Origin of the sequence: Pseudomonas sp. NY15372, assembly GCF_048068215.1 — a bacterium.
Lineage (GTDB): Bacteria > Pseudomonadota > Gammaproteobacteria > Pseudomonadales > Pseudomonadaceae > Aquipseudomonas > Aquipseudomonas guariconensis_A.
The window spans coordinates 157139-170555 of the sequence record NZ_JBLUPY010000008.1; the positions used below are offsets into that span (position 1 = coordinate 157139).

At 62.1% G+C, this 13417-nt stretch carries 13 protein-coding genes and 1 pseudogene; 13 read left to right on the forward strand and 1 reads right to left on the reverse strand.

Annotated features, from left to right (window positions below):
* Positions 1–42: 42 nt before the first annotated feature.
* From ACNFG0_RS09165 to ACNFG0_RS09215, 11 genes are all read left to right on the forward strand, one after another.
* The gene (locus ACNFG0_RS09165; RefSeq protein WP_416764521.1) at positions 43–1209 is read left to right on the forward strand and encodes a phage tail sheath subtilisin-like domain-containing protein; all 1167 of its coding nucleotides are present in this window, start codon (positions 43–45) and stop codon (positions 1207–1209) included.
* 12 nt (positions 1210–1221) lie between these two features.
* Positions 1222–1731, forward strand: coding sequence for a phage major tail tube protein (locus ACNFG0_RS09170; protein ID WP_416764522.1), 510 nt, complete (start codon positions 1222–1224; stop codon positions 1729–1731).
* 29 nt (positions 1732–1760) lie between these two features.
* On the forward strand, positions 1761–2057 hold the full coding sequence (locus ACNFG0_RS09175; protein ID WP_416764523.1) for a phage tail assembly protein: 297 nt from the start codon (positions 1761–1763) through the stop codon (positions 2055–2057).
* 131 nt (positions 2058–2188) lie between these two features.
* Complete coding sequence (locus tag ACNFG0_RS09180; protein ID WP_416764524.1) at positions 2189–5464, forward strand: phage tail tape measure protein; 3276 nt, start codon at positions 2189–2191, stop codon at positions 5462–5464.
* A 9-nt stretch (positions 5465–5473) separates the two neighbouring features.
* Positions 5474–6304, forward strand: coding sequence for a phage tail protein (locus ACNFG0_RS09185; protein WP_416764525.1), 831 nt, complete (start codon positions 5474–5476; stop codon positions 6302–6304).
* Complete coding sequence (locus tag ACNFG0_RS09190; protein ID WP_368830082.1) at positions 6279–6485, forward strand: tail protein X; 207 nt, start codon at positions 6279–6281, stop codon at positions 6483–6485. Before ACNFG0_RS09185 ends, ACNFG0_RS09190 begins: the two co-directional genes overlap by 26 nt.
* A gap of 57 nt (positions 6486–6542) precedes the next feature.
* On the forward strand, positions 6543–7589 hold the full coding sequence (locus tag ACNFG0_RS09195; RefSeq protein WP_416764526.1) for a phage late control D family protein: 1047 nt from the start codon (positions 6543–6545) through the stop codon (positions 7587–7589).
* A 34-nt stretch (positions 7590–7623) separates the two neighbouring features.
* Positions 7624–8253 (forward strand): hypothetical protein, encoded by a 630-nt coding sequence (locus ACNFG0_RS09200; RefSeq protein ID WP_416764527.1) that lies wholly within the window; start codon positions 7624–7626, stop codon positions 8251–8253.
* Entirely contained in the window at positions 8253–8804 is a 552-nt protein-coding gene (locus tag ACNFG0_RS09205; protein WP_416764528.1) for a glycoside hydrolase family 19 protein, read from the forward strand. Before ACNFG0_RS09200 ends, ACNFG0_RS09205 begins: the two co-directional genes overlap by 1 nt.
* A complete protein-coding gene (locus ACNFG0_RS09210; protein ID WP_416764529.1) occupies positions 8801–9361 on the forward strand; it encodes a lysis protein in 561 nt (186 codons plus the stop codon). The genes ACNFG0_RS09205 and ACNFG0_RS09210 overlap by 4 nt, the downstream gene beginning before the upstream one ends.
* Before the next feature lie 151 nt (positions 9362–9512).
* On the forward strand, positions 9513–10307 hold the full coding sequence (locus tag ACNFG0_RS09215; protein WP_416764530.1) for a DNA adenine methylase: 795 nt from the start codon (positions 9513–9515) through the stop codon (positions 10305–10307).
* Between the two features lie 547 nt (positions 10308–10854).
* On the opposite strand, the pseudogene ACNFG0_RS09220 reads toward ACNFG0_RS09215, so the two are convergent.
* Positions 10855–11544 (reverse strand): annotated as a pseudogene (locus ACNFG0_RS09220) (SOS response-associated peptidase family protein).
* A 103-nt stretch (positions 11545–11647) separates the two neighbouring features.
* Here ACNFG0_RS09220 and ACNFG0_RS09225 point away from each other — a divergent pair.
* Both ACNFG0_RS09225 and umuC read left to right on the forward strand, forming a co-directional pair.
* Positions 11648–12076, forward strand: coding sequence for a LexA family protein (locus ACNFG0_RS09225; protein WP_416764531.1), 429 nt, complete (start codon positions 11648–11650; stop codon positions 12074–12076).
* The gene (gene umuC / locus ACNFG0_RS09230) at positions 12066–13343 is read left to right on the forward strand and encodes a translesion error-prone DNA polymerase V subunit UmuC (RefSeq protein WP_416764532.1); all 1278 of its coding nucleotides are present in this window, start codon (positions 12066–12068) and stop codon (positions 13341–13343) included. Before ACNFG0_RS09225 ends, umuC begins: the two co-directional genes overlap by 11 nt.
* The last annotated feature ends 74 nt before the right edge of the window (positions 13344–13417 follow it).

Consider the following 13417-nt stretch of genomic DNA (forward strand, 5'->3'; position numbering starts at 1 on the left):
TTGGCCCTGCTTTGCGGGGCCTTTTCACATCTGGAGAACTTCATGGCTGGATTCTTTCACGGCGTCACCGTGACCAACGTCGATAACGGTGCGCGCAGCATCGCGTTGCCGTCGTCCTCGATCATCGGCCTGGTCGATACTTTCACCGAGGGGGCCGATGCGACCGCCAAGGCCAACGATCTGGTGCTGATCACGAGCGAGCGGGAAGCCGTCGCCGCCTTCGGCCCGGCCTCGGCCATCACCAAAGCGTGCAAAGCCATCTACGCCCGTGCCAAGGCGGTCATCGTCGCCTGTGGTGTGGCCGAGCAGGTTGACCCCGCTGAGCAGATCTCCGCGATCATCGGTGGCACCCTGGCCGACGGCAAGCGTACCGGCCTGCAGGCGCTGCTCGACGGGAAGAGCCGCTTCAACGCCCAGCCCCGGCTGCTGATCGCGCCCAAGCACAGCGCGACGGCGGCGGTCGGTACCGCGCTGGTGGGGCTGGCAGACAAGTTGCGGGCCGTGGCGATCATTGATGGCCCTGGTACCACGGACGAAGCGGCGATGGCGTATGCCAGCGACTTCGGCTCCAAGCGCGCCTTCATGGTCGACCCAGGCGTGCAGTACTGGGACACCGACGCGGATGGGACTGTCGATGCGCCGGCCTCGGCCTACACCGCCGGCCTGTTCGCCTGGACCGACAGCGAGTACGGTTTCTGGGCCTCGCCGTCCAACAAAGAGTTCGTTGGCATCACCGGTACCACCCGCCCGGTCGAGTTCCTGGATGGTGACGATACCTGCCGGGCCAACCTGCTGAACAACGCCAACATCACCACCATTATCCGCGACGACGGCTTCCGTCTGTGGGGCAACCGCACCCTGTCGAGCGATCCGAAGTGGGCCTTCGTGACCCGCGTGCGGACCATGGACATGGTGATGGACGCCATCCTGTACGGCCACAAGTGGGCGGTGGACCGCTCGATCACCGCGACCTACGTGCAGGACGTCACCGAGGGCTTGCAGGCCTTCATGCGCGACCTGAAGAACCAGGGCGCGATCATCAACTTCGAGGTCTTTGCCGACCCCGAGCTGAACACGGCCAGCCAGCTGGAGCAGGGCAAGGTGTATTGGAACATCCGCTTTACCGACGTCCCGCCGGCCGAGAACCCGAACTTCCGCGTCGAGGTCACCAACCAGTGGCTGACTGAAGTCATCAACGCTGTCGCCTAAGGAGCGCACTACATGGCAATGATTCCTGAAACCCTGGCGAACCTGAACCTGTTCGTCGACGGCGTCAGCTTCCAGGGCGATGTCCCGAGCCTGACCCTGCCCAAGCTCACCCTGAAGATGGAAGAACACCGCGCAGGCGGCATGGACCTGCCCGTCGAGATGGACCAGGGCATGGAGAAGCAAGAGGCCAACTTCACCACCACGGGCGTGCGTCGTGAGTCGCTGAAGTTCTTCGGCCTTGCCGACGGTACCGCCTTCAACGGCGTGTTCCGCGGGGCCTTCAAAGGCCTCAAGGGCAAGATCAACCCGGTGATCGTCACCCTGCGCGGCTCGCTCAAGGAAGTCGACATGGGCGACTGGAAGGCAGGCGACAAGGCCGAGATCAAGCATGCGGTGGCGCTCACCTATTACAAGCTCGAGGTCGACGGCCGGCTGATCTACGAGATCGATGCTCTGGGTATGAAGCGCGTGATCGACGGTGTCGACCAGCTCACCGAGCAGCGCCGCGCCCTGGGTCTGTAACCCTTTTCTTCGAATTAAGGAACGTACACATGAGCAAGAAAATCCCCGCCTGGATGAACCTGCAGGCTGATCGCGTCACCGTCACCCTGTCCAAGCCCAGCGAGGCCAATGGCATTCAGGTGGACAAGATTACCCTGCGCGCCCCGACGGTTCGCGACGTGCGCGCCGCCCAAGCCGGTGGTACCACGGATGACGAACAGCGCGAGCTGAACCTGTTCTCCAGCCTGGCCGAGGTCGGCGTCAAGGATCTGGAGAGCCTGACCCTGAAAGACTACAGCCGCCTGCAGGCCGGCTATTTTCGCCTGGTGCAGGACGACGAGCTTTGATCCCCAGCTGCAAAAGCGCCTGGCCAAGCGGCTAGTGCGGGATTTTGGCTTTTCGTCTGCGGAAATCATGACCATGTCCTGGGAGGACATGGTCTGGTGGCTCACGGATTGAGCCTTCTGAGGGTTAGCGCATGGCAAAGAACAAACTGTCGATAGCGCTGGAGCTTGGAGGCGCCGTTGCCCCGTCCGTGGGAGCGGCGTTCAAGACCGTCGACGGTCACATCAAGAAGCTCGAGGACAAGGGCAGCAAGGCCAAAGTGCTGAAAGGCATGATTGGCGACACGCAGAAGCTGCAGGCCGAGTGGAAGAAGGCCCACGATACCGGTGCTGCAGGCGCGGACAAGCTGTTGGCCAAGCTGGACAAGAACCTTGCTTCCTTGCGCAAGCAGGGGGTGGAAGTCGGGCGTCTATCGCGTGAGTACCAGCGGCTTGGGCGTGAGGCGAAGGCAGCCGATCTGCAGCTGAAGGGCCATCAGCAGATCCAGCAGGGCAGGGCGGGGCTCAAGTCCAGCATCGGCCAGGCGGCGGTGGGCGTTGGCCTGGCTGCGGTGCCCACCACGATCAGCGCGAACTACCAGGCGATCATCCGCGACATCGCGATCAAGGCGGACATCGTCAATAAGGCCGAAGAAACCCAGTTGACCCGGACGGTGATCGATACCTCGAAGGAAACGGGGATGTCGCGCAACGACGTGGCCGACCTGGTGAACCAGCTCGTCGGTGCCGGCATGGAGTTGGACAAGGCCATGGCCTATGCCCCGACGGCGGCGAAGTTCGCCGTCGGCCAGGGTTCGTCCGGGGTCGACACGGCGCGGATGATCATGGCGCTGCAGCAAAACGCCAAGATCAACGATCCCAAGGTGATGCAGCAAGCCCTCGAAGCTATCGCCTTCCAGGGCCAGGCGGGCAGCTTTGAGGCCAGCGACATGGCCAAGTGGTTCCCGCAGCTGCTGGCCAGCATGGAGAAGAACGGCAGCACCGGCATGGACGCGGTCACGTCGCTCGGCTCGATGCTGCAGGTGCAGATGAAAACTGCAGGCAGCTCCGACGATGCGGCGAACAACCTGAAGAACTGGATCGAGAAGATCGGCTCCGGTGACGTGGTGAAAGCGTATGCGGACGCCGGCATCGACTATCAGGCTTCTTTGAACACCGGTATCCAGAAGGGCATGAACACGCTTGAGGCCAGCATGGCCTTGGCGATGCGCTACGTCGAAGCCACGGACCCGGCCAAGGCGAAGAAAATCAAGGACGCCCAGGCGGGCATCGACAAGGAAGTCGACCCGGAGAAGGCCCGGGCTGCGCTGGATGCCTTGGAGAAAACCCTGCGTACCGGCGACTTGTTCGCCGACATGCAGGTCAAGGCGGCGCTCACTGCCTATGCGCAGAACCGAGGCCTGTACAACGACCTGAAAAACGACTCGCAGAAGGCGGCCGGGATCTTGGACAAGAACCTGGCCGAACGGCGCGAGACCTCGCAGCAGCGCTGGGATGAGATGTTCCAGGCGGCCAACGACAGCATGCGCAGTGTCGGTGACGCGATTCGCCCGGTAACGGATGCAGCCGCTCAGGGGCTGACCTGGATCTTCCAGGGCCTGACCCGGTTGTCCGACGGAGCACAGCCTGTTGTGCTTACCCTGGGTGCGGTGGCCGCTGGCTTCATGGCGCTGAAAACGGCATCCAGCGGCCTGAAGATTGCCCGTGGGGTGTTCAACATCGCTCGCGGCCGCCGGCTCGACCGTGGCCTCGGCCGAGGCGAGGAAGACGCACCTGCAGGTGTCGAGCTGCCGAAAACCGGCAACCGCGTGGTGGACGCCGGGCTGGGGGCTTTGGGCAAGGTGCTCGGGGTGCCAGCAAGCAACGATCCCGACGCTGGCCGTAGCGGCGAGCCGCAGCGCGTTTTCGTCGTGAACGCGAGCGCGTTTGGCGGGCTCGGATCTTCTGCCGCTGGTTCTGGCCCAGCAGCTTCGACCAAGCGTCGGCGTGGGCGCCGGGCACGGCGGCAAACGGGTGGTGCCTTCGGCAACCCTCGGCCGCCGGTACCCGTGGCCAAGCCCTCTTTGCCGGTGTCCGGCGCGAAAGCGGTAACGGCCGAGGCGCTGGGTTCGCTCGATGCGAAAACCGTCGGTCGCTCGGTGCGTAGCCTGCGCGTCTTCACCCGTGGGCTGTCCAAACTGCCGGGCGGGAAGCTGGTGGATGCAGTGCCGGGTGTGCTGGATACCGCGCTCAACGCCGAAACCAAGGCTGAAAAAGCCGAGGGTTACGGCGGGGTGGCCGGTGGCTTGGCGGGGGCTTGGGCTGGTGGCACCACGGGGGCGATGGCGGGTGCCTTGATTGGCTCCGTTGTGCCTGTGATCGGGACCGCTGTTGGCAGCGCCGTCGGTGGTGCCGTGGGTATGGTGATGGGCGGCCTCGGTGGTGAATCCGTTGGTGGCTGGCTGGGGAAAAAGTTGTTCGGTGATGAGCCGGAAGCCGACCGGGATGCGAAACCAGAGCCAACTGTTGATACCGTCCCTGCACCGGCCAGGCCGGCCGAACCTGCAACTGCCCGGCCCCCGGTAGTGGGAGAGTCAGTACGTGCTCCTGCGCCCGGTGTGCAGGTTACTGCCCCCAATGTCCCTGCCGTAGAAGCCAAGACGGGACCTGTCTCAGTTAATCCGGTCGTGCTTGGGAATGCAGTGCAGGTCGCAGCCCCGGTTCCGCCTGAGGCTCCATCTGTCGCCGCTGCGCCTCCGTCTACTCTTCCGGCCGCTGCCCCAGTGGAGCGGAGCGAGCCGCGCAGGATGCAGCCGGGTGATGCCGTGCGGAATGTGCCGCCCCCAGCTCGGCCGCCCCAGGTCGCAACCGAGCGGGCCACTCCGGCTGCGGCGCCGGTAGCGGTCGCGTTGCCCAGCAGTCGGGCGCCTACGGAGCAGACCGCTCGGAGCTCCATGGCCGTCCAACAGCCGGGGAAAGTCATCCGTGAGGTCGCCAAGCCGGTACCAGTCGCGATCACTCAGCCGAGTGCGCCAGTGCCGGTGCCAGCGGTGGTGGCTACGCCGAAACAGCCGGCGCCTGGTGCTGCACTTCGTGAACCGGTCGGTGTGGCTGGGCCTGCAGCTGCTCCCGCTCCCACCGCTTCCTTGGGCAGCGTGGTCAGAGACCTGATCAAGGCAATGATGCCGGCGCCCGCAGTCCCGGTGCCTGCAAAGCCCGTCGAGCCTGCTAAAGCGGAGGCGCCGAAAGTCGATCAGTCGTTCCAGTACTCGCCGAGCATCTCGATCAAGGTCGAGGGCGATGCCCGCGATCCAGATCGGCTGTTCGGTCTGCTGGAATCTCGGATCCGTGGCAGCTGGGAAGCCTGGGAGCGGGAGCGCACGGCGCGCATGGCGGCCAAGCAGCTATTCGATGCTCCAGATGTCGGTTAAGGAGGTGGTATGGATTACGAGGAACCATTGAAACGAGTCGTCGCGGCTTTGGTTGCGGCGGGGGAGGCGGGCCGCACTAATCCAGGTGGCATGCTTGGACCGCTCGATATGGCCATTGCCGGGATGACCGTGGCGGCGGACGAGCTAGACAAGCAGAGCTCCTTGGACCCGGACAGGGCCAAGAAGCTCCAGCGGACCATGCGGGCGGTCAATGCGGCAGAGTCCATTGCGCGACAAATGGCCATGAAGCCAGGGGCCGGGCCGATGGCCATTGAACGTATGGGCGCTTTCGCCGGGCAATCGACTCGGGCCGGCGCAGCCGTTAACCGAATCGCCGGCCGAATCGCCCCGATTGTGAACAACATCCTCCCTAGTAGGACGTTTGGCGGGGTGTCCCCGCTGGCCGAGGCGGTGAAGCCGTTCCCCCACCTGCTAATCATTCAGACGCTGGAGCCGAACGCAAAGCCGTACTACTTCAACCTGGACACAGCGGCCTTCGATGAGGTGCGCCGACAGACTTCCTCAAGGTGGGCCGGCCAGGAACGCTTGACGCGTGACATTGCGCAGCAAGCGGTCGGGCACGGTGAGGATCAGCTCATCTTGAAGGGGGCCATCTTCCCACTGTTCAAGGGCGGGATCCGGCAGCTGGATACCCTGCGCACCATGGCTCGCCGGCTGTTGCCGCTAAGCCTGACCACGGGCTACGGTGATGTGTTGGGCACTTGGTGCCTGACCAAGATCGAGGAGGAACAATCGGCGCTGCTCGCGGGCGGTATACCGCGCAAACAGGCCTTCACGCTGGAGTTTGTGAAGTATGGCAACGACCTGCAGAACGTCTGAGGGAGATCTGCTCGATACCTTGTGCCACCGCTATTACGGCCACCTCACCGGTACCGTCGAAGCGGTGCTCGAGGCCAACCAGGGGCTGGCGGATGAGCCGCAACCCTACCGGACTGGGGTGCTGATCTTGTTCCCTGATCTGCCCGCGCCGGAGATCGAGCACGTCAAGCTTTGGGACTGATCCCATAACATCAACAAGCCCCGCCCTGTGCGGGGTTCTTTGTTTCTGGAGCAAGGCATGAGGCCCATGTTTCGCATAGTCGCCGATGGCAAGGACATCACGGCGCTGATCAATGACCGCTTGCTGCTGCTGCGTACCAGCGACAAGCCCGGCATGGAGTCGGACGAGTTCGAGCTGCGCATTGATGACCGTGCCCAGGCGGTCAGCCTGCCCGCTCGCGGTGCCAACATTGAGGTGTATCTGGGCTACCAAGGCCAGGCGCTCGCCCGGCTCGGCCGCTACACGGTCGATGAAGTCGAGGTCACGGGCCCGCCGGACACTATCTCGATCCGGGGCAAGGCCAGCGATATGCGTGGGAGCGGCAAGACCACCCGCAATGGCAGCTGGGAAAACGTGTCGCTGCAGCAGATCGTTCGCGACGTGGCAGCGCGCAACGGTTGGCAGGCGGTGTGCCAGGTAGCGACCAAGCTGCCCCGCGTCGACCAGCGCAATGAGTCGGACTTCAACTTCGTCACGCGGCTGGCCAAGCAATACGACTGTACGGCGAAAGTGGCGGAGGGCCAGCTGGTCGTGATGCAGCGCCAAGGCGGCAAGAGCGTCAGTGGCAAGGCCCTGGGCATGGTCACCATCTCCAGGTCGGATGTCAGTCGGTACTCCTTCCGCCTGGGTGATCGCAACACGCAGAAGGCCGTACAGACTACGCATCAGGACAAGAAGTCCGGCGACCTGAAGGTCGTTCAGCTGGCCAACGATGAGTCGCCCGCCGGCATGCCGCCCGTCCATACCGACCGCCACATTTACCCCAACAAATCAGCCGCCGAGCAGGCCGCCAAGGCCCGGTTGGCCGCGTTCAACCGCAGCACTGCGGGTGTGCGCCTGGAGATGCCGGGGCGTACCGATCTGTTCGCCGAACGACTGATCAGTGCCCAGGGCTTCAAGGTCGGGCTCGATGGCGAATACCTGATCGACAGTGTCGAGCAAGTGTTCACCGCCTCCGGGTGGTCGACCACTGTCGAGTGCAATGGCGGCAAGAAGGGCAAGGCCAAGGCCAAGGGCGCCAAGAAGAAAAAGACGGAGAAGCCGCTCAAGGTCGAGCAGCTGTAACGCAGTTCCCTGTATCCACCCATCTGAGGTTTCTATGTTCATCCACCTGCTTCGAGCGGCCCTGCAGTGGCTGCTGCTGTTTCCTGCCCGCGTGGTTCTTGTCCTGCTCGGGTTCTTGGTGGTGCCACTGGCGCTGCCTTACCGAACCCGGCAAGGGCCGCCTGTGCCTTTCACCCAGGCGCCTGGTAGCTGGCAACTGGTTGTGCTGCCTGCCTGGGCGTGGCTCTGGTCCAACGACCGGGACGGCGCCCTGGGTGACAAGCGCGGCTGGTGGCACCTCAACGCCCCGTTCGGCCTGGGCGCCTATCACTGGTTCTCGATGCTCTGGTGGCTGGCCCTGCGCAACCCGGCCAACAACATGCGCTTCACGCCACTGTTCGGTTGCCCGGTCACCGAGTGCGATTACCGCTACTGGGGTGACGAGAGCGTCGAGGATCGGCCAGGGGAGGGTGGTCGCCGGCTGCTGCTGGCAACGCACCGGAAAACAGGCCGGCGTTACTACGGCTTCTATGGCGTGTGGCAGTGGTCGGCCACACGCGCCGTGGTGGTCCAGCTGGGCTTCAAGGGGGAGCCCAAGGACTGGCTCGAGGACTATTCGGGCGACCTGAGCCGGCAGTGGGCCGGCATGACTTTCGAAATCAATCTGTTCAAGGACATCTCGTAATGGCTATCACCGAAACACAGTTGCAGCAGATCCTCCCCAGCGCCGGCCGCCAAGCCGGCGTTTTTGTTCCTGCCCTCAATGCGGCCATGGGCAAGTACGGCATCGTCACCCGTCTGCGCATGGCGGCATTTCTCGCGCAAATCGGCCATGAGTCCGGCCAGTTGCGCTATGTGCGAGAGCTCGGTAGCCATGGCTACTTGGACAAATACGACACCGGCCCGCTGGCCAAGCGGCTTGGAAACACCCCCGAGGATGACGACGACGGCCAGCTGTATCGCGGCCGAGGGCTGATTCAGGTGACCGGGCGGGCTAACTATGCAGCCTGCAGCGAGGCGCTGTTCGGCGACGCTCGCTTGCTGGCCACTCCGGAGCTGCTCGAGCACCCTGTTTACGCCTCGATGTCGGCGGGTTGGTTCTGGCACAAGCGAGGCCTCAACAGCCTGGCCGACCAGGGCGACTTCCTGTCCATCACCAGGCGGATCAACGGCGGTACCAACGGGCTCGAGGATCGCCAGGCGCTCTATCAGCGGGCGCTTGAGGTGCTGCAATGAGCGCTTGGGTGACCCGCCTTGTCGCTCTGTCGGTGCTGCTGGTCGGCTCCGCCATAGCTGGGCAAGTCGCCTGGGTATGGCAGGACAACGCCTACGGTAAGCGCCTCTCCGATCAGGCAGCTGAGTACGACCGCCAACTGGCCGCGAAGAATCGCGATCACAGCCGGGAACGGGAGGAGGCTGCTGCAGCGGCTCTCGAGCAGTTGGCAGAACAGCAGTCCGCTCGCCGCACACTGGAAGCCCGCCTGCAGGAACAGACACAAGCTCACTGGAAGGAAATGAACGATGCTCAACAAGCTCAAGCTCGCTTGCGTGACCGGCTCGCTACTGCTGACCTGCGGTTGTCAGTCTTGGTCGACGCCGGATCCCTTGCCACCCAGGGCTGTGACGGTGGGCTGCGAGAAGCCACCAGCGCCGGAGGCGTGGTTCATGGAACCGTACGCGCCCAACTTGACCGAGCGCATGCTCAACGAATTGTCGCCATCACCGACGAAGGCGACCGGGGGCTGATCGCGCTGCAGGCCTGCCAGGCCTACGTGCGCGAAGTCACCAAGTAGAAAAGAGGCGAGCCGGGTGGATGCGCCAACATCCAGCCCGGCCCGCCGAACCCGCAGACCCTTCCTGCAAGTCCAGCCGTGGCCTCTGCCTTGTGCACAAAGCGCGGCGAGCCTAACACCTGTCTATCCATACAGTAAAGACTTGCAACCAATGACCTCTCCAATCATTCCCTGGATGGGCGGCAAGCGCCGCCTGGCCGACCGCTTGATCCCTCTCTTTCCCCCTCATGAGTGCTACGTGGAAGTCTTCGCAGGCGGTGCAGCCTTGTACTTCCTCCGTCCCCAGCCGGCCCCCGTGGAGGTGCTCAATGACCTCAACGGTGATCTGGTGACGCTCTATCGGGTGGTGCAGAACCACCTCGAGGAGTTCGTCCGCCAGTTCAAATGGGCGCTCAGCTCCCGCCAGATCTTCGAATGGCAGAAGATGACCCGCCCGGAGACGCTGACAGACATCCAGCGTGCGGCTCGGTTCTTTTACCTGCAGCAGCATGCCTTCGGCGGTAAGGTGACTGGCCAGACGTTCGGTACCGCAACGACGGGGCCCGCCATCAACCTGTTGCGCATCGAGGAGAACCTGTCCGCCGCGTGGCAGCGCCTCGCCGGAACCTATGTCGAGAACCTATCGTGGCTTGCCTGCGCCGAGCGTTACGACCGGGCGCACACGTTCTTCTACATGGATCCGCCTTACTGGCAGACCGCCGGCTATGGGCTTGATTTCCCGTTCGAGGAATACGAGCGCATGGCCGACTTCATGCGGCGCTGCAAGGGTCGGGTGATGGTCAGCATCAACGATCATCCGGACATCCGGCGGGCGTTCGCTGGCTTCCACTTCGAGTGCCTGGACATACGCTACAGCAACACGAACCAGCGGCAAGGCAAGGCGGAGATGACTGGCGAGTTGGTGATTACCAACTGGGAGCCGGCGGCCCTAGGTGGGCTTTTCTAAACTCCGGGTATGCTTCCTCCGTAGATGACGAGGGCGATCTGGAAGAGTCTTATGGTTTCAATGTATGCAATTGTGATTAAGCACGGCAGGGTCACTTGAAATAATCCTCTTGACGAAATAGTACGGCGCCGCATTTTTTATGCGGCGTTGTACTTGGTGTTTGGCTTGGTGTTTAAATTAGGATGGGTTGGTGGGCTTCGTCAAGAGTTTTTCTAAACTGTGGCTTTGCCGAATGTTTTTTCCATTTTGCTCCAGGCCTTGTGATTCGTGGCTTGCGTGGGAGGATGAAAAGGGATCTGCGGGGTTGGAATCCCGGCCTGGGGTTTGACTGAAGGCTAAACGCTGCCATGAATAGGTAAGTAAGGAGGCTAGGGTTGCCAGCTACTAGTTTTAAAGTTTGTTGGGTTGTCTGTTAACTTTTAAGTCTGGTTGGCTTGTCAATTTGTTAACTTTTGTGTTTTGTTGACTCCTATTTGTTAACTTTTAAGTCTTATTGGATCTTCATTCTGTTAACTTTTTAATTCTATGCCCTTTTCTTTTTCAGCTTCTACCGAAGGGGGACGATCAGCTCCGCGCCCTGGTTGCGCACGTTCCCCACCAGCTTGCTGACTGGATGCCATTTGAAGTCGCTCGCTGGACGACAGCCTTGCTGTGCTATCTCCTCGGCGCGCTCTGCTGTTGTTGCGGGGTCGATCCATTCCCTGGCGAGATCTGGGGTTAGGACGAGTGGTTTACGGTCGTGGATATCGACCATGCCTTGGTCGGCTGCGGCGGTGATAATCACGAACCTGTCGCGGTCGTCAGGCACAAGGCTGTCATGAACCTCGGCGAGCGCGGCAAAGAACAGCGGCTCATCGTTCGCGGCCGTTATGTGGTAGGGCTGCTTGCGCTTAGGGTCAGTTGGGTCCGGTATCTACTCGAACCAGCCGTTCGCCGGGGCCAGAGCGCGGCCCACCGGCCATAGCGTCTTGAAGAATTTTCCCGTCATCACCGTCTCGGCCCTGGCATTGATCGGGTCGGGACGTTTCCCCTTCGCCCAAAAGGGCGCCCATCCCCACTTCACTCGATCAACCCGCAATCCTGCAGCCTGCTGCCGGATCAGTTCGACCCGTGTTGATGGCGCGACGTTGTAGCGGTTGATCCGCTCATGGTCGTAGCCATTGATCACCACCAGGTCGAGGGCCAGCTGCCTGAGATAGTCATCCATTGACTCGTAGATCGCGTACCTTCCGCACATACTCACCTCGAACGTTTATCGGGATCCTCTCGCTCGGGCATTGACCGGAGCGTGATCTACCAGTTAACTGTATGTCTATACAGTATAGTCGGGTCCGTCCACCATGTCAGTCACAATCCTGGGTACGCCAATCGGTGGCCCCGCGCAGTTGCCCGTGTATTCGTTCCGCGTGCCTGCAGGTTTTCCTTCGCCGGCTGCGGATCATCTCGAGCGGCACATTTCCCTGGATGAGCTTTTTGATCTGCGGGCGCCGCATATGTACCTGGTGCAGGTTGAGGGCGACAGCATGCAGGGCGCAGGCATCTATTCCGGTGATCTACTGATCGTAGACCGTAGTCGCGATGCTGAGCACGGTGACATCGTGATCGCGGCCATCAACACGGAACCGGTGTGCAAACGGCTGTATCGGCGTAGCGGTGTTGTCATCCTGCAGTCGGAGAACCCGGCCTATCCACCGAGGCACGTCATGGAAGGCGATGACCTGGTGATCTGGGGCGTGGTTCGCTACAGCGTGCGCGATCATGCCCAGTGAGCCCGTGTTCGCCCTGATCGACTGCAATTCGTTCTATGCGAGTTGTGAGCGCGTGTTCCGGCCGGATCTGGCCAAAACCCCCATCGTGGTGCTGAGCAACAACGACGGCTGTGTGATCGCCAGATCCTACGATGCGAAGCCCTTCGTCAAAATGGGCGAGCCTTACTTCCAGTGCAAAGACACACTGCAGCGCCACGGTATTGTTGCCTTCTCATCTAACTATGTGCTCTACGGCGACATGAGCGAGCGCGTCATGTCGCTGATCGAGTCGATGGTGCCGGCGGCGGAGGTGTATTCGATCGATGAGTGCTTTGCCGATCTGACCGGGGTTCAGGGCAGTCTCGCCGAGTTCGGTCGTCAGGTGCGGGCCAGGGTGCTCAAATGCACCGGCATTCCGGTGGGGGTAGGCATTGCCCGCACCAAGACGCTCGCGAAGTTGGCCAACCATACCGCGAAGCGCCTGCAGGCACAGACCGGAGGAGTGGTCGATATCTGCGACCCGTTCAAGCGGGACTGGGTGTTGCGCAACACCGAGGTTAAGGAAGTCTGGGGGATCGGCCGGCGAATGACGGCACACCTTGAGGCGATGGGAATCCGAACGGCGATGGACTTGGCCAAGGCGGACCCGTGGACACTGCGGCAGAAGTTCAGCGTTGTCGTTGAGAAGACGGCCAGGGAGCTCGCCGGCACGGCTTGCCTGGAGCTCGAGGACGCTGCCCCGCCTAAGCAGGAGATCTGCTGCAGCCGGATGTTCGGCAAGCGGCTGACTGATTTGGCGCCAATCAAGCAGGCAGTGGCCAGCTACGCGGGGCGGGCGGCGGAGAAGCTGCGGGTCCAGGGCTCTGTGTGCAAGCGCATGCGGGTGAGCATCCGAACGGGTATGTTCAACCCGGACGAAGCCAAGTACGCGAAAGGCGTCCTGGTGGAATTGCCCTACCCCACCAACGATACGTTGCTGCTTACCAGGGCGGCTACCGAGGCGGTGGAGCAGGTCTACCGACCAGGGTATCGATATAGTAAGGCGGAAGTGCTGCTGATGGATCTGCGGCAGCCAGGTGAATTTTCTGAGGATTTGTTCGCTCCTAAGCAATCCGCAAATTGTGATCGACTAATGCAGATAATGGACATTATCAACGGGCGCTGGGGGAGGGGAACGCTGCGGGTTGCGAGGGCACCCGACGCCCCCGATTGGGGAATGCAGCGTGCTTTTATGAGCCAGAGTTTCACAACCAAAGTCCAAGAGCTCTGGACCGTAAAATGCAAATGAGTTGCACCCCTACCTTCCCTGGTGAATCAAGAAAGGGTAATTTCTGTTTAGTCCTACTGGAAACCACAAAAACT

Coding starts and splice junctions, on each gene's coding strand:
- ACNFG0_RS09165 (WP_416764521.1), top strand. CDS start 43: ATGGCTGGATTCTTTCACGGCGTCACCGTGACCAACGTCGATAACGGT.
- ACNFG0_RS09170 (WP_416764522.1), top strand. CDS start 1,222: ATGGCAATGATTCCTGAAACCCTGGCGAACCTGAACCTGTTCGTCGAC.
- ACNFG0_RS09175 (WP_416764523.1), top strand. CDS start 1,761: ATGAGCAAGAAAATCCCCGCCTGGATGAACCTGCAGGCTGATCGCGTC.
- ACNFG0_RS09180 (WP_416764524.1), top strand. CDS start 2,189: ATGGCAAAGAACAAACTGTCGATAGCGCTGGAGCTTGGAGGCGCCGTT.
- ACNFG0_RS09185 (WP_416764525.1), top strand. CDS start 5,474: ATGGATTACGAGGAACCATTGAAACGAGTCGTCGCGGCTTTGGTTGCG.
- ACNFG0_RS09190 (WP_368830082.1), top strand. CDS start 6,279: ATGGCAACGACCTGCAGAACGTCTGAGGGAGATCTGCTCGATACCTTG.
- ACNFG0_RS09195 (WP_416764526.1), top strand. CDS start 6,543: ATGAGGCCCATGTTTCGCATAGTCGCCGATGGCAAGGACATCACGGCG.
- ACNFG0_RS09200 (WP_416764527.1), top strand. CDS start 7,624: ATGTTCATCCACCTGCTTCGAGCGGCCCTGCAGTGGCTGCTGCTGTTT.
- ACNFG0_RS09205 (WP_416764528.1), top strand. CDS start 8,253: ATGGCTATCACCGAAACACAGTTGCAGCAGATCCTCCCCAGCGCCGGC.
- ACNFG0_RS09210 (WP_416764529.1), top strand. CDS start 8,801: ATGAGCGCTTGGGTGACCCGCCTTGTCGCTCTGTCGGTGCTGCTGGTC.
- ACNFG0_RS09215 (WP_416764530.1), top strand. CDS start 9,513: ATGACCTCTCCAATCATTCCCTGGATGGGCGGCAAGCGCCGCCTGGCC.
- ACNFG0_RS09225 (WP_416764531.1), top strand. CDS start 11,648: ATGTCAGTCACAATCCTGGGTACGCCAATCGGTGGCCCCGCGCAGTTG.
- umuC (WP_416764532.1), top strand. CDS start 12,066: ATGCCCAGTGAGCCCGTGTTCGCCCTGATCGACTGCAATTCGTTCTAT.